Source organism: Denitromonas ohlonensis (assembly GCF_007625205.1).
Lineage (GTDB): Bacteria > Pseudomonadota > Gammaproteobacteria > Burkholderiales > Rhodocyclaceae > Nitrogeniibacter > Nitrogeniibacter ohlonensis.
On the sequence record NZ_VMNI01000019.1, the window covers coordinates 31,138 to 50,174 of the forward strand.

General features: G+C 64.6%; 16 protein-coding genes. 6 read left to right on the forward strand and 10 right to left on the reverse strand.

Annotated elements, in window-relative coordinates; all coding sequences use genetic code 11:
• The first annotated feature begins 259 nt into the window (after positions 1 to 259).
• From FHP89_RS17385 to FHP89_RS17400, 4 genes are read left to right on the forward strand one after another with little or no spacing between them, the layout of a single operon-like run.
• Positions 260 to 1,198: a MurR/RpiR family transcriptional regulator gene (locus FHP89_RS17385; protein ID WP_222105434.1), complete on the forward strand. Its 939-nt coding sequence runs from the start codon at positions 260 to 262 to the stop codon at positions 1,196 to 1,198.
• 27 nt (positions 1,199 to 1,225) lie between these two features.
• On the forward strand, positions 1,226 to 2,008 hold the full coding sequence (locus FHP89_RS17390; protein ID WP_144178284.1) for an enoyl-CoA hydratase/isomerase family protein: 783 nt from the start codon (positions 1,226 to 1,228) through the stop codon (positions 2,006 to 2,008).
• A 2-nt stretch (positions 2,009 to 2,010) separates the two neighbouring features.
• Complete coding sequence (locus tag FHP89_RS17395) at positions 2,011 to 4,185, forward strand: acetate--CoA ligase family protein (RefSeq protein ID WP_144178286.1); 2,175 nt, start codon at positions 2,011 to 2,013, stop codon at positions 4,183 to 4,185.
• Positions 4,185 to 4,973 (forward strand): enoyl-CoA hydratase-related protein, encoded by a 789-nt coding sequence (locus FHP89_RS17400; protein WP_144178289.1) that lies wholly within the window; start codon positions 4,185 to 4,187, stop codon positions 4,971 to 4,973. The genes FHP89_RS17395 and FHP89_RS17400 overlap by 1 nt, the downstream gene beginning before the upstream one ends.
• 68 nt (positions 4,974 to 5,041) lie before the next feature.
• Here FHP89_RS17400 and FHP89_RS17405 read toward each other — a convergent pair whose 3' ends face one another.
• Positions 5,042 to 5,761 carry a haloacid dehalogenase type II gene (locus tag FHP89_RS17405; protein ID WP_144178291.1) on the reverse strand — a complete coding sequence of 240 codons (720 nt, stop codon included), beginning with the start codon at positions 5,759 to 5,761 and terminating at the stop codon, positions 5,042 to 5,044.
• A gap of 61 nt (positions 5,762 to 5,822) precedes the next feature.
• Positions 5,823 to 6,815 (reverse strand): bile acid:sodium symporter family protein, encoded by a 993-nt coding sequence (locus FHP89_RS17410; protein WP_144178293.1) that lies wholly within the window; start codon positions 6,813 to 6,815, stop codon positions 5,823 to 5,825.
• Between the two features lie 85 nt (positions 6,816 to 6,900).
• Here FHP89_RS17410 and FHP89_RS17415 point away from each other — a divergent pair, with 85 nt between their 5' ends.
• The gene (locus tag FHP89_RS17415) at positions 6,901 to 7,713 is read left to right on the forward strand and encodes an AraC family transcriptional regulator (protein ID WP_144178295.1); all 813 of its coding nucleotides are present in this window, start codon (positions 6,901 to 6,903) and stop codon (positions 7,711 to 7,713) included.
• A gap of 57 nt (positions 7,714 to 7,770) precedes the next feature.
• On the opposite strand, the gene FHP89_RS17420 is transcribed toward FHP89_RS17415, so the two are convergent.
• The 4 genes from FHP89_RS17420 to FHP89_RS17435 form a co-directional block, all read right to left on the reverse strand.
• Positions 7,771 to 9,057 (reverse strand): TRAP transporter large permease, encoded by a 1,287-nt coding sequence (locus tag FHP89_RS17420; RefSeq protein WP_144178297.1) that lies wholly within the window; start codon positions 9,055 to 9,057, stop codon positions 7,771 to 7,773.
• Between the two features lie 4 nt (positions 9,058 to 9,061).
• Positions 9,062 to 9,595: a TRAP transporter small permease gene (locus FHP89_RS17425; protein ID WP_144178298.1), complete on the reverse strand. Its 534-nt coding sequence runs from the start codon at positions 9,593 to 9,595 to the stop codon at positions 9,062 to 9,064.
• An 85-nt stretch (positions 9,596 to 9,680) separates the two neighbouring features.
• Positions 9,681 to 10,907 carry a TRAP transporter substrate-binding protein gene (locus tag FHP89_RS17430; protein ID WP_144178299.1) on the reverse strand — a complete coding sequence of 409 codons (1,227 nt, stop codon included), beginning with the start codon at positions 10,905 to 10,907 and terminating at the stop codon, positions 9,681 to 9,683.
• A gap of 71 nt (positions 10,908 to 10,978) precedes the next feature.
• The gene (locus FHP89_RS17435) at positions 10,979 to 12,574 is read right to left on the reverse strand and encodes a GMC family oxidoreductase (protein ID WP_144178301.1); all 1,596 of its coding nucleotides are present in this window, start codon (positions 12,572 to 12,574) and stop codon (positions 10,979 to 10,981) included.
• Between the two features lie 150 nt (positions 12,575 to 12,724).
• Here FHP89_RS17435 and FHP89_RS17440 point away from each other — a divergent pair, with 150 nt between their 5' ends.
• A complete protein-coding gene (locus FHP89_RS17440) occupies positions 12,725 to 13,579 on the forward strand; it encodes an IclR family transcriptional regulator (RefSeq protein WP_144178303.1) in 855 nt (284 codons plus the stop codon).
• A gap of 24 nt (positions 13,580 to 13,603) precedes the next feature.
• Here the strand turns inward: FHP89_RS17440 and FHP89_RS17445 are convergent, their stop codons facing one another.
• The 4 genes from FHP89_RS17445 to xsc all read right to left on the reverse strand — a co-directional run.
• Entirely contained in the window at positions 13,604 to 15,484 is a 1,881-nt protein-coding gene (locus tag FHP89_RS17445) for a methyl-accepting chemotaxis protein (RefSeq protein ID WP_144178305.1), read from the reverse strand.
• Positions 15,485 to 15,576: 92 nt separating this feature from the next.
• Complete coding sequence (locus FHP89_RS17450; protein WP_144178307.1) at positions 15,577 to 16,335, reverse strand: sulfite exporter TauE/SafE family protein; 759 nt, start codon at positions 16,333 to 16,335, stop codon at positions 15,577 to 15,579.
• A 5-nt stretch (positions 16,336 to 16,340) separates the two neighbouring features.
• Complete coding sequence (gene pta / locus FHP89_RS17455; protein ID WP_144178309.1) at positions 16,341 to 17,354, reverse strand: phosphate acetyltransferase; 1,014 nt, start codon at positions 17,352 to 17,354, stop codon at positions 16,341 to 16,343.
• Positions 17,355 to 17,518: 164 nt separating this feature from the next.
• Positions 17,519 to 19,037 (reverse strand): sulfoacetaldehyde acetyltransferase (gene xsc / locus FHP89_RS17460; protein ID WP_144224977.1); only part of this gene is annotated, 1,519 nt, incomplete at its 5' end.

Here is a 19,037-nt window from a genome sequence, read left to right on the forward strand (position 1 = left end):
AGTGGCGAAGTATATGCCAAAGGGGACGCATGATTCTTTACGGGTGTGGCCAGGCGTGTGCGGCGCCGCGGTGAAGCCCGGCCGATGCATTGCGCTGCAGCGATGTCATATGGATGTTTTTACGCCTGCGTCGCCGGCCCGGCCGACTTGCCATGGCGAGCAAAATGCAATTATTCTTGATGTTGTTCTTCGTGATGCAAATTTTATTGCGCGCTGGCGCGGTATCAATTCCGGCCTTGATCAGGAGCTTCCCCCCCTCGTGAATTCCCCGCTTTCTTCGGCGCAGCTTGTTGAGCCGCCACTCCCGCCGCGTAGCCTGGAAGCGCTGCGTGAGTTGGTGGTGTGTATTCGGCGGGGCGAGGCTGCGGTGTCCTTGGGGAAGAAGGCGCTGGATGTGGTGGCGCGGCTGGTGGATCGCCCCGAGGAAGTGGCGGTGCGTTCGATTACCGAGCTGGCGAGCACGCTCGGGGTCAACGCTTCGACGCTGTCGCGCCTGGTGCGCAGCCTGGGCTACGCGGGGTTTTCGGACTTCCAGAATGTGTTTCGCGACCGCATCGCCGGCGCGCACGGCAACTTCTATAGCCGCCAGGGCCACCGCCTGATCGATGCCGATGCCGGCGGCGACGACTACATCGGCGTGGTCGGCCAGTTGGCGCGTGAATCGATTGCCAATGTGGATGGCTTTCTCTCCCAACTCGATGCCGCCGAGCTGCGCCAGGCGGCGCGACTGCTTGCGCGTGCGCAGCGGGTGCGGGTGTTTGGGGTGCGGCAGATCCACGCGGTGACCAGTTTGATCTCGTATGGCTTGAGCCTGGTACGACCGGGGGTGTCGCAACTGGACATGCCAGGGCAGGGGCTGGCCGAAGGGCTGGCGCAATTGAGCAAGAACGATGTGCTGGTGGTGTCCAGCGTCAAACCCTATAGCCGGCGTGTGGTCGAGGTGGCGCGGGTGGCCAGCGAGGCGGGCGTTGCGGTGATTGCGCTGACCGATTCGCGCGCATCCCCCTTGGCCGCGCGGGCCCGGCACACGTTTTTCATCCCGCATCAGAGCAGTTTCATCAGCAACAGCATTGGCGCCTACGTGGTGTTCAGCGAGGGGCTGATCAATCTGGTGGCCAAAGAGTTGGGCGGCAAGGCGCTGCGGGCGCTGGAGCGACAAGAGCAGTTTCTCGATGCCCTGGGCGTCGAGATGAGATGAGGTTTGACGGGATTCGGAGAGGACAACATGGCTTACGAAACGATTCTGTATGAGATGAAAAATGGCATCGCCGAGATCCGGCTCAACCGGCCGCATCGCATGAATGCGGTGACGCAGACGCTGTATGACGAGCTGAACGATGCGCTGGGCGTGGCCGAGGCCGACAAGGACGCGCGTGTGGTGCTGCTCACCGGCGAGGGCCGCGCGTTTTGCGTGGGTGCCGACCTGAAAGAACACAAGACCGGCCGTACGGCGTTTGATCGGCGCCAGTATCTGCAAGGCGAGCAGATTGTCTGCAAGCGGCTGATGTTGCTGTCGAAGCCGGTGATTGCGGCGGTCAATGGCTATGCCTTGGGCGCAGGCGCCGAAGTGGCCATGGCCTCGGACTTCATCCTGATGGCCGAGAGCGCGCAGATCGGGCTGCCCGAGGTGAGCATCGGCAACTATCTGGGTGGTGGCGTGACCTATCTGTTGCCGCGTCTGGTCGGGCTGGCCAAGGCGCGCGAGCTGGTGTTTCTCGGTGAGCGAATCAAGGGCGAGGAGGCGGTGCGCATTGGCCTGGCCAACCGGGTGTTGCCGGACGCGGGCTTTCTGGACGGGGTGCGCGAGTTTGCACAGCGCATCGCCAGCAAGGCGCCGTTCTCGATGCAACTGGCCAAGGAGCAGCTCAACATGGCCGCCGAGCGCACGCTCGACGCGGCGCTCACCGCCGAGCTCGAAGGCATGATGTTTGTCGGCACGACCCAGGACTGGCAGGAAGGCATCGACGCCTTCGCCGAGAAGCGCACACCGGTTTTCAAGGGGGTTTGAACATGGCAATTGCAAAACATCAATCATTGAGCGGCCGCAGCCCGCTGCATGAGTTTCTCTCCCCCGACGCGATCGCCATTGTTGGCGCGTCGGCCGACCCGACCAAGCGCGGCTACAAGGCCATGGTCGGCCTGATCAAGGACGGCTACGCCGGCGACATCTATCCGATCAACCCCAAGGCGGACCGGGTGCTGGGCGTCAAGGCCTACCCGTCGCTGGAGTCGATTCCCGGCAAGATCGATCTGGCACTGATCTGCACGCCGGCGGCGACGCTGCCCGGCATTCTCACCGAGTGCGGCAAGAAGGGCGTCAAGGGCGCGGTGGTGCTGGCCAGCGGCTTCAAGGAAGTTGGCCCCGAAGGCGCGGCGCTCGAAGAGCAGATGATGGCGGCTGCGCGGGCGGGCGGCGTACGCATCATCGGCCCGAACACCTCGGGCATGTTCAACCTGCACAAGCAGGTCAACCTGCTGGCGCTGTCAAACGTCAAGCCGGGGCATGTGGGCTTCATCTCGCAGTCGGGCAACATGTTGCTGTCGCTGGTGCTCGAAGCCGAGCACAACCGCCATGTTGGCTTTTCGACCTATGTTGGCCCGGGTAACCAGGTGGACATCGGCTTCAACGATTACCTGCGCTATCTGGGCGAGGACGAAAACACCCATGTGGCGACGCTGTATGTTGAGGGCTTCCGCGACGGCGAGCGCTTCCTCGAAGTGGCGCGCGATGTGACTGCGGTCAAGCCGGTGGTGGTGTACAAGTCCGGCTCGACCGAATTGGGCGCCAAGGCCGCCAGTTCGCACACCGGCGCGCTGGCCGGCAGCTATGCGATGACGGTCGATCTGCTGCGCCAGGTGGGCGTCAGTGTGGTGCAGAACTCCGACGAGATCCTGCCGGTGGCCGAGGGTCTGGCGCAGTTGCAGAAGGCGCCGGGCAAGCGCATCGCGGTGATCGCCGACGGTGGCGGTCAGGCCACCATTGCCTCTGACCGGCTGTCGGAGGCGGGGCTGGAGTTGGCTGAGTTGTCTGACGCCACCCAGGCGCGCTTGCGCGAGGTGCTGTTTGCGCAAGCCTCGGTGATCAACCCGGTCGACGTGGCTGGCAGCACCGACGCCGACCCCGCGCTGCTCGCCACCTGCATGGAAATCGTGGCCGACGACGAAGGGGTCGATGCGATCTTCCTGGTCGGCATGTTCGGCGGCTACAGCATTCGTTTTGCCGAACATCTGCTCGGCGACGAGATGCGTGGCGCCGAGACAATGATCGAGCTGGCCCACCGCATCGATAAGCCGCTGGTGATTTACAGCTTGTATGCGCCGGTCAAGCCGCCGCCGCTGCGTCGCCTGCACGAAGCCGGTCTGCCGGTGTATAGCTCGCTCGAACTTGCCGTGCGTGTGCTGGCGGCGCTGGGGGAGCGGGGCATTTACCTCAAGGGTGCGGCCGAGCAGGTGCCGGCTGCAGCGGTGGTGCCGCATGCCGACCAACTGGCGGTGTTCGCCAAGGCGCAAGCCGAGGGGCGCGACCTGTTCGAGGTTGAAGCCAAGGCGCTGCTGCGTTCGCATGGCGTCAGCGTGGCCGAAGAGATTCTGGTTGAAGACGCCAAGGAACTGGGCGATGTCGCCGCGCACTTTGGCGATCAGGCGCTGGTGATGAAAGTGGTGTCAAAAGACATCCTGCACAAGTCCGACGCGGGTGGGGTGAAGCTCTTCCTGCGCGGCGAAGTGGCGCTCAAAGACGCCTACGAGCAGATCATGCGCTCGTGCAAGGCCTATCTGCCGACCGCCGAGATCAAGGGCGTGTTGGTGACGCCGATGGCCAAGAAGGGCACCGAGATCATCATCGGCGTGAGCCGCGATCCGATCTTCGGCCCGGTGCTGATGTTCGGCCTGGGGGGCATCTTTGTCGAAATTCTCGAAGACGTCGCCTTCCGCGCCATTCCGCTGTCGCGGCATGCGGCCGAGTCGATGGTCAACCAGATCAAGGCGCGCAAGATCCTCGAAGGCGCGCGCGGCGAGGCGGCGGTGGACAAGGCCGCGCTGGTCGACCTGCTGCTCAAGGTCTCCAGCATCGTTTCGGCCTATCCGCAACTGGCCGAGCTGGACCTCAACCCTGTGCTGGCTTACGACGACGGCTACGCCATCGTTGATGCCCGCATCATCGTCAATCGCAAGGACGCCATCTGATGACTCCACCGATCCTGAAAGACGCGCTGCTGAGCGTCGAAAACCGCGTCGCCACGCTGACCTTCAACCGTGACGATGTGCGCAACGCCCTCACCGGCACCGGCCTGATCGACGACATCGTACAGGTGGCCGAGTGGGTCAATGGCTGCGACGAGGTCTCGGTGCTGGTCATGACCGGCGCCGGCAGCGCCTTCTCTGCCGGCGGCAACGTCAAGGACATGGCCGAGCGCGGCGGCGATTTCGCCGGCGACGTGGCCGAATGCGCCGACCGCTACCGCCGCGGCATCCAGCGCATTCCGCTGGCGCTGCACAATGTCGAGATCCCGGTCATCGCCGCGGTCAATGGCCCGGCCATCGGCGCGGGTTTCGATCTCGCCAACATGGCCGACATCCGCGTGGCCTCCAGCAAGGCCAAGTTCGGCGAAACCTTTCTCAACCTGGGCATCATCCCGGGCGACGGCGGGGCGTGGTTCATGCAGCGCCTGATCGGCTACCAGCAAGCCTTCGAGCTGACGCTGAGTGGCCGCATCGTCGGCGCCGATGAAGCCAAGACGCTGGGCATCGTGCTCGACGTGGTGGCGCCTGAGCAGCTGATGGCGCGGGCGCAGGAGATCGCCGCCCGCATCGCCAGCCAGCCGCCCAAGGCCACCCGCCTGACCAAACGCCTGATGAAGATGGCGCAGCGCATGGAGCTGAAAGACTTCCTCGACCTGTGCGCCACCTTCCAGGGTATGTGCCACAACGAGCCGGAGCACCTGGAAGCGGTGCATCAGATGTTGAAGCGCTAGGCGACGTCAGGCCGCTGCAATAGAAAACGGACCGCGAGGTCCGTTTTCTATTGGTGTGCCCATGTTCATCAGGGCGGCGTGTTCGCGGTGCTGAGCGCTTGCGCCAGCGCGATCAAACTGCCAGCCGATACATCGACCGGCACCGTCGCTGCCGACTCCCCCAACCCCGGTCCGTACTCGTCTGGCCGGGCAATGAAGGCAGTGCGCAATCCGGCCTCGGCCGCCGCGGCCAGGTCGGACGAGTGGGCGGCGACCATCATGACCTCGTCGGGGCGCAGGTCGAAGGCGTCGGCGGCCGACAGGTACACCGTCGGCTTGGGTTTGTAGTCGCGCGCCACTTCGGCGCCGAGGATGGCGTCCCAGGGGAAGTCGTTGCGCCGCGCCAGGTCGACCATCAGCGAGATGTTGCCGTTGGAGCAGGGCGCGAGCCGGTAGTGCTGCCGCAGCGCATGCAGGCCCGCGCTGACGTCGGGCCAGGCGTCGAGGCGGTGCCAGGCGAGGTTGAGCTGCTGGCGGGTGGCTTCGTTAAGCTGGTCGAGGCCGAGGTCGGCGAGCACCACGTCGAGGTTGCGCCGGTGCAGGCAGTCGAGTTTGCAGAAGGGGATGCGGCCGGCGCGCACTTCTTCCATCGCCGGTTGATATTGATCGCGCCAGGCGTCGGCGAAGGCGAGCCAATCGACGGCGATGCCGAGCGGGGTCAGCGCCTGTTCGCTTTCCCGTGCGATGGACGTACGCCAATCGACCAGTGTGCCGAAAACGTCGAACACCAGTGCCTTGATCCGGGCCATGCGCCCCTCCTGTCGGTATTGCGTTGTCCCGACGATAGCAGAGGCCGGCCGTTGGCCGGTATCAGGCGGCGTCGGTTGTGCCTGTCGGCGTCTCGTCGCGCTGCGCATAGTGTTGCGCCAGCGCCGCACAGACCATCAGCTGGATCTGGTGGAACAGCATCAGCGGCAGGATCAGCGGGCCCACCGCGCCGCCGGCAAAGAGGATCTGCGCCATCGGCACGCCGGTGGCCATGCTCTTTTTTGAGCCGGCGAAGACGATGGTGATGCAGTCTTCGGTGCTGAAGCCCAGGCGCAGCGCCAGCAACTGGGTGATCCACAGCACCATGGCCAGCAGCAGGCAGCACACCAGTGCGAGCGCGAGCAGATCGGCTGCCGGCACCAGTTGCCACAGGCCGCCGGTCACCGCATCGCTGAAGGCGGTGTACACCACCAGCAGGATCGAGCCCTGATCGACGAACTTCAGCCAACGCTGGTGGCGTGCCACCCAGGCGCCAATCCAGTGGCGCGCGGCGTGGCCGGCGAGGAAGGGCACCAGCAGCTGCAGCACGATCTTGCCCACCGCGTCGAGGCCCGAGCCGCTGCCGTCGCCGGCATCCATCAGCACCATCACCAGCAGCGGCGTGAGGACGATGCCCAGCAGGCTGGACGCCGCGGCGCTGCAGATGGCGGCCGGCACATTGCCGCGCGCCATCGAGGTGAAGGCAATGGCCGACTGCACCGTGGCCGGCAGCACCGACAGGTAGACCATGCCGCGGTACAGCGTCTCGCCCACCAGCGGCAGAATCAGCGGCTTGAGCGCCAGCACCAGCACCGGAAACAGCACGAAGGTGCAGGCAAACACCAGCGCATGCAGGCGCCAGTGGCCGGCGCCGGCGAGGATCGCCGCGCGCGACAGGCGGGCGCCGTGCAGGAAGAACAGCAGCGCGATGGCCAGGTGGGTGAGGCCGCCGAACACGGTGGCGCCCCGGCCGACCGCCGGCAACAGCGTAGCGATCAGCACGGCGACGATGACCGCGATGGAAAATGGGTCGAACAGGCGTCGGAGGAAGAGCATGGCGAGCCCCGGCTTGCGTTGAGATAGGGCACACGGTAGCGTGACCTGAAATTTCCGACTAACGCAGAAAGGCCATCAAGTGTCGATGAACGGACAAACGCCCGGCGGCATCGCCCGCCGGCTGAGCGAACTGACGCAATTGCCACGCCCGCTCTATGGCCATGTCGAAGCCTTGCCTAATCTGGTGCTGGGGTATCGCCACCGCCACCCGTGGGGGCAGTTTGCCTACGCCGAACAAGGGGTGGTCGAGGTGCGCAGCAGCGCTGGGCGCTTCGTGGCGCCGCCGCAGCGAGCAGTGTGGATTCCGGCGGAGGTGATGCATCGGGTGGTGTGCAGCGCGCAGACGCGCATCCGCAGCTTGTATGTGGCGCCCGAGATCCCCGGCTGGGCGACCGACCGCTGCCGAGTGCTGGCGGTCAGCCCCTTGCTGCGCGAACTGATCCGCGCTTTCAGTCAGGTGCCGGAAGCCTATGACGAGGCCGGCCCCGACGGTCGGCTGGCGGCGGTGTTGCTCGATCAGATTGCTGCCGCGCCCGAGATGGCGCTGATGCTGCCCCTGCCGACCGACCCGCGGCTGCGAACGCTGTGCGCGCGAGTGCAGGCCCACCCCGATCGACGCGTGAAGCTGGCCGACTGGAGCGCGCGGGTCGGGGTGTCGGAGAAGACCTTGAGCCGTATTTTTCTGCGCGAAACCGGGTTGAGCTTTCGGGTCTGGCGGCAGCGTGTGCGCTTACTGGGTGCGCTGCCGGCCTTGGCGCGGGGCGAGCGGGTCACCGACGTGGCGCTGGCCTGCGGCTACGATTCACTGTCGGCCTTCATCGCCGCCTTCAAGCAGCAGTTCGACGCCACGCCGGGTGCGTTCGTGCTGGCCAATCGCGACCTCGCCGAGGACACATAAGAAGACGCCCCGGTGTCCAAGGGACAACCGGGGCGGTGTTGCGGGCATGGGCGGTGCTCAGCCCGGCGCCGGTATCAGTCCAAGCGACAGCCACGGGATGAAGGCGATGATCAGCCAGGAGATGATCAGTCCGGTCATGTACATCACCGCGAACTTCACCAGCTTGGCGTAGGGGATGCCGGTGACGCCGCTGGCCACGAACAGGTTGAGGCCGAAGGGCGGGGTGATGAAGCCGATGGCGGCGCCGACCAGGAAGATCACCGAGAAATGCACCGGATCGACCCCTGTGGCCACCGCGATGGGCGCCAGGATGGGGGCGAAGATGACGGTCACCGGCAGGCTCTCCAGGATGCAGCCGGCGGCCAGCACGATGGCCATGCACACCAGCAGCACGACGATCTCGCCGTCACCGAACCAGGCCACGAAGGCTTGCACCGTCTCGGCCGCGCCGAGCAGGGCAAAGACTTGCTGCATGACGATGGAGATGGCGATCATCGGTGCCAGCATGCCGGTGAGCTGGCCGGAGCGCAGCAGGATGTCGGGCAGCGCCTTCCACTTGATTTCACGCGTGATCAGCAAACCGGCGATGAGGCAGAAGCCGACGGTGATCGCCGCTGCCTCGGTGGGCGAGAAGATGCCCGAGTAGATGCCGAAGATGACGATGAAGATCGCGAAGAAGCCGAGGTAGGCGCTGCGTGCGGTGCGCAGCACGCGGCCCATGTCGAGCGGCGTGACCGAGCCCCAGCCGTGCTTGCGGCACATCCACCAGCACACCAGCTGCATGGCGATCACCATCAAGAAGCCAGGCAGGATGCCGGCGACGAACAGGTCGGAGATCGACAGGTTCATCAGGAAGCCATAGACGATGAAGATGATCGATGGCGGGATGATGATGCCGACCGTACCGCCGGCGGCGGCCGTGGCCGCGGCGAAGCGGGTGTCGTAACCATCCTTGACCAGCAGCGGATGCATGATGCCGCCGATGGTGGCCGTCGTTGCCGAGTTGGAGCCCGAGATGGCCGCGAACAGGCCGCAGGAGCCGATGGTGGCCAGGCCGAGACCGCCACGCATCCAGCTCAGGCAGGCGTGGGCGAAGTTGGCCAGGCGGGTGGCGATGCCGGCGGCGGCGATCAGGTCACCGGTGAGGATGAACAGCGGCAGTGACAGCAGGCCGAAGAAGTTGAGGCCTTCGAACAGCGTGACGCCGATGTTGGCCAGTGTGAAGTCGATGACGATCGAGACGCCGGTGACCCAGAAGCCGATGACCAGAAAGATCGGTACGCCGACCAGGAACAGGATGCCGACACCCAGGGTGACGAGCGAAATAAGCAGTGTTTGGTCCATGGTCTCAGTCTCCGCCGATGGTCTGGATGTCGACCAGGAAGGGATCGCCGCGGCGATAACGGCCGATGTCTTGAATCAGGTTCTGTAGCGCGCGGAACATCAGCAGGCCCCAGCCGATCGGCGTAGCGAGATAGAACCACCACTGCATGACGTTGTCGGTGCCCTGCACGATGGCGAAGTTCATGTACGCCAGCTGGGTCTGCTCGATGGTGAACCAGGCCACCATGGAGCCGAAGCTGATCCACAGGATGGCGTCCAGCCACATCATGGCGAACTGCCATCCGTAGGACATGCGCAGGCGAAACTCGTTGAACACGAGGTGGGTGCGCTGGTTGACGTTGTAGGCGCAGCCGACCCAGGTGACCCACAAAAACAGGTAGATCGGGATCGAGGCGCTCCAGGGAATCTGGGTGCTGAACACGTACCGCTCGAAGACCGCGTACACAATGATCAAAGCCATGCTTGAGTAGGCGATCAGTATGAGCGTGCGCTCGGCGTGGCGGTCCAGCCACCGAAGTATTGCCATCAGGAAAGACATGAGGTGGCCTCCGAAGTCAGGGGGAAAGCCCGCCCCGGTCTTTGCCGGGGCTGGGAGAGTGATGACGGGGTGAATCAGGCGCCGATCAGGCGCTCTGCCACCAGCGGCGGGGCTTCACATCGGTGGCGGCCATGTCTTTGGGGATTTCGCGCGCGATGGCGTAGATTTCCTTGTACACATCCTGACCGCCCGACATCTTGTTGAGACGCTCGCGCCACTCTTCCCACGGCTTCGGTTGGTACTCGGGCGAGCACATTTTTTCGGCCTTGAGAATTTCGGCGTCGGACAGCGTCGCAACGCGCACGCCGTTCTTGCCGAACTCGGTGTTCGGACCCGGATTGGGTGCGGCGCCGACGACTTCGATCAGCGCTCGTTCCTGTTCGCGCTGAGTGTATTGCTGTGCGTCGTAAGCGGTTTCCATCACGATGTCACGCAGTGTGGAGGGCAGTTTTTCGAAGGTCTTGTTGTTCATGGCGGTGTGTTCGGTACCGCAGAAGAACTTCAGATCCACCGCTTGTGACAGCACCGGCGACATGTTGGCGTAGGCGGCGGCGCCCATCCAGGTTTCTGCGCCGTCGATCAGGCCTTGCTTGAGGCCGTCGAGGGTTTCCTCCCAGGCGAGCGGGATCGGGTTGAGATTCATCAACTGCATGGCGATGCGGCCCAGCTGGGTGCCGGTGACACGGTTCTTGGTGCCGGCGAGCTCGTCGATGCTGGTGACCAGTGGCTTGTCGGCGAACTTCTTGCCCAGCATGATGCCGCGCAGCTCGCAGTGGGTGTAGAGGAACTGGATGTTGTGCAGCTTGCGCAAGGGTTCGCGCAGCAGCTTCTCGCTCTTCGGGTGATAGAAGAAGTGATGCTGGGCCGCGCGCGACGGGAACATGTAGGCGAAGTCGAGCACGTTGTAATACGGTGCCGAGCCGGCCGAGTTTTGGGTGCTGGCGGAGTACAGATCGACGATGCCTTGTTGGGTTTTCTTGACGCAGTCGAGCTGGTTGCAGATGGCGTTGCTGCCGATGAATTCGATCTTCATCGCGCCGTTGCTGCGCTGCTCCAGTTGCTGGGCGAACCACAGCTGGCCCGACTCCTGAATCTTCAGGTTGTTTTCGTTAAAACCCGATGCGCCAAACTTGAGCGTCACCAGCGGGGTGCTGGCGGCACGTGCATCGGCGTTTTTCGAGGCTGCGTGGGCGACGCTGCTGAGTGTCAGCGGGCCGGCGACGGTCGCCGCGGCAAAGGCGGTTGACGTCAGACCGTAGCGACTCGCAATGCGCAGGAATCCACGACGATCGAGAGTGTTGTCGTTAGCCATTTGAGTGTCTCCTCTGGGTGGCAGGGCGGGCATGATTGCCCTTGTGAAACGTTTTATAGGTATCGCGATGTTCAGCGCTTGTCGGCCAGGATCATGTCGGCCGCTTTCTCGGCGATCATGATCGTTGGCGCGTTGGTGTTGCCCGAGACCAGCTCCGGCATGATCGAGGCATCGACCACGCGCAGATTGCCCAGCCCGTGCACCTTAAGGCGTGCGTCGACCACCGCCATCGGGTCATTCCCCATCTTGCAGGTGCCGGCCGGGTGGTAAATGGACTGGCTGAAGCGGCGGGCCGCGTCGAGCAGTTCGTCGTCGGTCTGGAACTGCCGGCCGGGCACGAACTCGTCGATGATGTGTTTCTTGAGTGAGGGCGCCTCGGCAATGGCGCGGGCCACCTTGATGCCGCCGATCACCACCGGGTGGTCGCGTTCATCCGACAGATAGTTGGGCTGGATGGCCGGATACTTGAGCGGGTCGGAGCTGGTGATGCGCACATGGCCGCGGCTGAACGGGCGCAGCTGGCAGACCGAGGCGGTGAAGGCCGAGAACGGATGCGCGCCTTCGCCCGGCTTGTCGGCACTGAGCGGCTGCATGTGGAACTGGATGTCCGGGCGATCCACATCCGGGCCCGAGCGGGTGAAGATGGTCACCTGGCTGGCGGCCAGCGTCAGCGGGCCGGTGCGGTTGAGCATGTACTGCATGCCGATCCACAGCTTGTTGATCGGGTTGTTGACCTCGTCATTGAGCGTTCGCTCGCGGGTCTTGAGGACCAGACGGACCTGCAGGTGGTCTTGCAGGTTCTCGCCGACGCCGGGCAGGTCGTGAAGCACCGCGACGCCCGCTTTTTGCAATACCTCGGCCGGGCCGACGCCGGAGTTCTGCAGAATCTGCGGTGAGCCGATGGCGCCCGAGGCCAGAATGACTTCGGCCTTGGCGCGGGCTTGCTGCAGCTTGCCGCCCTTCATGTATTCCACGCCGACGGCGACCTTGCCTTCGAACAGCACGCGGGTGGTCTGCGCGCGGGTTTCGACGATCAGGTTGTCGCGGCTACGCGCCGGCTTCAGGAAGCCCTTGGCGGTGCTCCAGCGGAAGCCCTTGTGGGCGGTCTGCTGAAAGTAACCCACGCCTTCCTGTACCGCGCCGTTGTAGTCGTCGTTGTAGGGGATGCCGATGTCTTTGGCCGCCGCGATGAAGTGGTCGGCGATCGGGCGGCGCAGGCGCAGGTCAGAGACTTTCAGCGGGCCGCCGACGCCGTGGTATTCGCTCGCGCCGCGCTCCTGGTCTTCGGACTTCTTGAAGTAGGGCAATACCTCGGCAAAGCTCCAGCCCTCGTTGCCCAGCGCAGCCCAGCGGTCGTAGTCTTCGTGCTGACCGCGTACATACAGCAGGCCGTTGAGCGAGCTGGAGCCGCCCAATACCTTGCCGCGCGGCCACTGCAGCTGACGTCCGGCGATGCCGGCATCGGCCTCGGTCTTGTAGCACCAGTCGTACTTCGGGTCGTGCATGGTCTTGAAGTAGCCGACCGGGATGTGAATCCACGGGTTGTTGTCCGGGCCGCCCGCTTCGAGCAGCAGGACGCGGTTGGCCGGGTCGGCCGACAGGCGATTGGCCAGTACGCAGCCGGCAGAGCCAGCACCGACCACAATGTAGTCAACGTCGATGGACATGTTTCTCGTCTCCTGGGGTTCGGTCGATGACACGGCGTGCCCTACCGAAAATCTAGTTATAAATGAAACGTATCGTTCCAATAAATCCTTGAATGCACTATTGTGGCATTGAGATGAAAAGCCAAGCGCTAATCGCACAAGAGGCCTGAAATGAAACGAAACCCGGACGAGACGAACCAGAATCGCACTGCAACACCGATTGAGCCCGTTTTTGACGATGTGGAAGACGCGGCCACCTCGGGCGCCAATGAGGACATCCGGCGCTTGCGCCCGCTCACCGTGCTGGAGTTGCTGACCCACTCACCGCAGCCGCTGACGCTGGCGCAACTGGCGCTTCAGATGCAGGTGCCCAAGAGCACGCTGATGCGGCTGCTGCATTCGATGGAGGCGCAGGGTTATGTGCTGCACATGCCGGCCGACCGCGGTTATGTGACCGGCACGCGCTCGGTGGCGCTGGCGCTCAACACCTTGCGCGGGTCAAACATGCGCCGGGAGTGTCGGGCGGTGCTGCGCGCTCTGGTGCGGCGCCTGGGCGAGACCTGCAACCTCACCGTGCCCGACGCCGGGCGGGTGCTCTACGTCGAGCGGGTCGACACCGCCGAGCCGCTGCGCATGTATGTGCAGCCGGGCACCTGGGTGCCCATGCATTGCACCGCTAGCGGTAAGCTGTTTCTGGCCTCGATGTCATTGCTTGAGCGGCAGGCGGTGCTCGCGCACATGCCGCTCCCGCGCTCGTCGCCGCGCACCATCACTGACCGGGCCGCGCTGGAAGTCGAGCTGGACCGCATCGCCAAGCGCGGCGTCGGCATCGACAATGAGGAGTTCGTGCGCGGCATGATCGCCGTCGCCGTGCCGGTGCGCGACCACGAGGGCAAGCTGGTGGCGGCCATCGCCTGTCACGGGCCGAGCGCCCGCGTGTCGCTCGAGGACTTGCTCGGCAACGTGCCGCAGATGCGCACCGCTGCCGAACTCATGCGTGATGTGTTGCTGCCGCGCGAGGCGTGACGCGGGGGCGGGCCCCCGGCGTGCTCAGACTTTAAATCGCGCCAGCAGCGCGTTTTGCTGGCCGATGTGCTCGACCATGGAGGCGCACAGACCAACCCGCGTCTTCGCCCCGCCAGCGACCTCCTGACTGATGTCGCGGATGCTGCCGGTGCGCTGGTTCAACTCGCCGGCCCGAGTGCTTTGCGCTTTGGCGCTATCGGCGATCTGCAGATTCAAGTCGTTGATTCGGGTAATCGCCGTTCTGACTTCGCCAAGAATGGTGTTCGCCGTGCTGGCGTCTTCGACGGTCTGGACCGCGGTTTTGCTGCATTGGCGCATGTTGTTTTCGGCCAGCGTCACGCCGCTTTGCAGCTGCTCGATGATGTTGCGGATTTCGCCGGTGGACTCCTGGGTCAGCGAGGCCAGGGTGCGCACCTCGTCGGCCACCACCGCAAAACCCCGCCCCGACTCGCCGGCGCGCGCCGCTTCAATGGCCGCGTTGAGTGCCAGCAGGTTGGTCTGATCGGCGATGCCGGTGATCTTGGCCAGGATGCTGTCGATGTTCTTGCTCAGCTGCACCAGCTTGTTGATCGACTGGCCCGTGTCGCTCAGGTCATTGGCCAGGCGGCCGATCGCGTCCGAGGACTGCGACACCACTTTCACGCCTTGCTCGGTTTGGGTGTTGGCGGCCTGGGCGGCATGGGCCGCGGCGGCCGCCTGATCGGCCACGGAGATCGCCGTGCTGTTCATGCCATCCATTTCAGCCGCCAGCTGATCGAGCTCTTCGAGCTGGCGGTGCAGCCGGCCGGCCGCGGTTTGTACCTGGCTGGAGGTTTCGGAGCTGGCGTCGCTGACCTGACTGGCCTTGCCCATGACGTTGCCGATCAGCGACTGCAGCGACTCAACAAAGCGGTTGAACTCCTGCGACAGCTGCGCGACCTCGTCCTTGCCATCGGCCGGCAGACGGCGGGTCAGGTCGCCCGCGCCCCCGTTGATCTCCTGCAAGGCCTGATGCAGGCGTTGCAGTGGGGTGAGCATGCGGCCCATCAGCGCGGCCAGCACGATGATGCTCAGCACCACGCCAATGACCGTGCCGATGATCGCGCGCACGGTGGCCGCCTGCGCCTCCTGCATCAGCACGGCTTTATCCAGCGCGATGCCCAGATACCACTCCATGCCCTTCAGATTGCTGAGCGGCGTGAAGGACACCATCAGCTCCTTGCCGCCGCTTTGCACCGTGGCCAGCGTGGCCTGGAGCGCGGGGCGCTGGTTGTCGAACAGTTCTTCATACGGCTTGCCATTGCGGCTGGCGTCCGGGTGCGAAATGATCTTGCCGTTGCCCGCCATCAGGAAGGCTTGGCCCGCGCCGTTGAGGTCCAGCGCGTTGACGGCGTCCGAGATGGTCTTCAGGCTCAGGTCGCCGCCGAAGGCGCCCATGAACTGGCCCTTGTCGGTCAGCTTGGCCACGGCCGAGATCAGGATCTCGCCGGTGGCGGCATCGGCATAGGGCTCGGTGAGCGCGGCGCGGGGGCTGTCCTTGGCCACGGGATACCAGGGCCGCTTGCGGGCGTCCCAGGCGGTGGGGTTCCAGCTTTGGGTGTTGGTGATGCGCTGGCCGTCGGTCTCCAGGCCACCAAAGATCAGCAGGAATTGCTCTTTGAGAATCGGCTGGTCGAAGACTCGCTGGATGTGCTCGGGGGTGAATTCGGCGTCCACGCTTTGCGACATCATGTCGATCAGTTGCAGCTTGCCGTTGAGCCAGTTCTCGATCTGCCGCGCCAGCGCGCTGCCCGATTGCGAAATGCTCGACTCGGCCTGGCTTTGCAGGCTGCTGCGTAATTGACTGACCTGAATCCATGACAGGATGCCGACGGTCAGAAATAGTACGGCCGCGGCCGCGATGCCGACTTTGTGGGAAATCTTCACGATGCATGTCTCCGTTGGGCTGCGCCTTGAGCGCAACTCGGGTTAAGCCCAGATCGATGTCTGGTTTCCGGTGTTATCGGACATGCGGCGGTTTACTGAAGGGCGCTGACTGCGGAGGCGATCAGGCTCAGACCAATCAGGATCAGTACGCTGAAGGCGATGCGCCTGAGCGTGGTCGGTGCGACCGGGGGCGGGTAGCGTCGCCCGGCAAAGGCGGCCCCTGCGACCAGCACGAAGGCGAAGCCGGTGAGCAGCCAGACCTCGGTGGTGAGCCCGCCCTGGGCGCCGACGAACACGGTGCGGCTGGCCGAGGTAAAGGTGAACACCAGCAACAGCATGCTGCGCACCGCGGGCAGTGCCATCGGTTGCCGATAGAAATGGAAGATCACCGGCGGACCAGCCATGCCGAACAGGCCGCCAAAAAGACCCGCGAGCACGCCACTGACGAAGAAGCTGCGGTTGGGCGAGCGTTCGGCCAGCTGGGTGGGGCGTAGCGCAAAGACGATGCCGCTGTAGGTGATCACGACGCCGAGCAGCAGCTTGAGTGCGGTGGCCGCGACCGCGCTGAGATAGTCGAGCAGCAGCACGCCGGCGACAATCGCCGGCACCACGCCGATCAGCACCGCGCGGGCCGCCGGCCAGTCGATGAGATGCAGGTTCCCGCGCAGCGCGATCGCGCTGTTGGTCAGCGCCATCAGGCTGACCACCGCCGCCACCACCGGCAGCGGCGCCAGATCAAAGCCGCTCGCCGCCCCCATCACGATCATGCCCAGTCCAAAACCGGTGACGGTCTGGAAATAGGTGCCGATGGCGAAGAAGGCCAGCAGGGCGATGAGGGCGGGATCGGGCATGCCGGTCAGGCCTGGGCTGCGGCGGCGCTGTGGCCTTGCACCACGGTCACGGCGATCACATGGAACACGTCCTCTGCGCTGCAGCCACGCGACAAGTCGTTGGCCGGCTGGCTCAGGCCTTGCATCAGCGGGCCGATGGCGACCGCGCCGCCGACCCGCTCGGCCAGCTTGTAGCCGATGTTGCCGGCTTCGAGATTGGGAAAGATCAGCACGTTGGCGTTGCCTTTGACCTGTGAGTCCGGCAGTTTGCGGTTGGCGATTTCAGCGACGATGGCGGCGTCGAGTTGCACGTCTTCGTCAATCGCCATGGTCGGGCGCTGTGTCTTCACGCGGCGCGCGGCCTCGACCACCTTGTCCACGGCCGCATGTCGGGCGCTGCCGCGTGTGGAGAACGATAGCATTGCCACGCGCGGCTCTTCCATCAGCAGGTCGCGCGCGCTGTCGGCGGCGGCCATGGCGATTTCCGACAACTCTTCCGCATTCGGATCGACCACCAGCCCGCAGTCTGAAAAGATCAGCCCGCCCTTGAGCGAGTGGAAGGGCTCGCACATCATCATCAGGAAGAAGCTGGAGATCAGCTTGAAGCCGGGCTTCACCCCCAGAATCTGGATGGCCGCGCGCACCACATCACCCGTGGTGTGGACCGCACCCGACACGGTGCCATCGGCGTGGCCGGTCTTGACCAGCAAATTGGCGCAGATCAGCGGCTGGGCGGCCTGTTCGGCGGCCTGCTCGCGGGTCATGCCTTTGTGGCGACGCAGTTCGAATAGGGCGTCGGTCAGCTCGGGCATGAGTGGCGAATCGGTCGGGTCAACAAAGTCGACGCCGTCCAGCGGCAGGCCTTCCTTGGCGGCGAGCGCTTCGGCGTTGGCCCGGTTGCCAACCAGAATGATTCGGGCGATGCCTTGCTGGGTAGCGCGGACGGCTGCGGTCAGAACACGCGCGTCGTCGCCTTCGGAGAGGGCGATGCGGCCCGGTGCTTTGCGGGCCTGCTCGATGATGCGATTCAGTGCTTTCATGATCATCAGCTCCAGTGTCGGGTGACGGGGGAGCCCGTCAGCCAACCGAAAAAAATATGCCGGAACGATGCATCGGGGGAATGATGCTGACGTTCCGGCAAAGCCTCTACCCCGTTATGCGAGGGCGGGGCGAGGCGGGAGGAGAAATACGGTCAGGGCCGCCCTTAAACGTAGTCTTTGTACTTGTCGAGGTGACGCACCGGCTTGGACAGCGCATCGCGGCGGAACGGGTCGCCCAGCTCGCGGGTACACATGATCTCGATGATGGTCGTCTTGCCCTCGTTCATCTGCATGTCGATGGCCTTCTTCAGTGCCGGGCCCACGTCCTCGATCTTGTCGACCGTGATGCCCTCGGCGCCCATGGCGCGGGCGATCTCGGCAAAGGAGGTGTTGTCCAGCTCACCGGCGACGAAGCGACGGTTGTAGAAGTCGACCTGGTTCTTCTTCTCGGCACCCCACTGACGGTTGTGGAAGACCACCGCCGTGACCGGAATGTTGTGACGCACGCAGGTCATGGTTTCCATCAGGCTCATGCCCCAGGCGCCGTCACCGGCGTAGGAGATGGCCGGGCGATCGGGGGCCGCGGCCTTGGCACCGATGATGGTCGGGAAGGCGTAACCGCAGTTACCGAAGCTCATCGCGGCGAAGAAGGAGCGCGGCTCCTCGAAGCGCAGATAGCTGTTGGCCACCGAGTTGATGTTGCCAATGTCGGTCGACACCATCGCACGCGGCGGCATCGCCTTCTCCAGCTCGCGCAGCACCTGACGCGGGTGCAGGTAGTCGCCGCCCTGGAAAGTCTTCTCTTTCGCGTTCTCCTCGATCATGTCCAGGCTGAACGCATCCTTCTCGTGGGTCCACTCGTCGAGCTCCTTCTCCCACGCGGCCTTCTCGTTGGCGATGATCGCGGCGCGCTCGCCACGGTTCGCGTCACACACCAGATCCTTGCCCGCCAGACGGCTGGTCAGCGCAATCGCCGAGGCCTTCGCGTCGCCGCAGATACCCACCGAGATCTTCTTCACCAGACCCAGCATCTTGTTGTCCGCGTCGATCTGAATGATCTTCGCCTGCTTGGGCCAGTAGTCCATACCGTGCTGGGGCAGCGTGCCGAAGGGGCCCAGACGCGAACCGAGCGCGATGACCACGTCGGCCTGCGCCATCAGCTTCATCGCCGCCTTGGAACCCTGGTAGCCCAGCGGGCCGCACCACAGCGGGTGGCTGGCCGGGAAGGAATCGTTGTGCAGATAGCTATTGACCACCGGCGCACCCAGGCGCTCGGCCAGTGCCTTGCACTCTTCGATCGCACCCGACATCACCACACCACCGCCCGAGATGATCACCGGGAACTTGGCCGTGGCCAGCAGCTCGGCCGCCTCGTTCAGCGACTGCTCGCCGCCGGGGCCGCGATCCAGACGCGAAGGCTTCGGAATCTCGCAGGTGATCTCGCCATAGAAATAGTCACGCGGAATGTTCAGCTGCGTCGGGCCCATCTCGCTCATGGCGCGATCAAAGCAGCGACCCGTGTACTCGGCCATCCGGGCCGGATGCGTCACATGGCCCTGGTACTTCGTGAACTCCTGGAACATCGGCAGCTGGTTGCACTCCTGAAAGCCGCCCAGACCCATCGTGCCCGTGCCCGTCTCCGGCGTGATCATCACCACCGGGGTGTGCGCCCAGTAAGCGGCC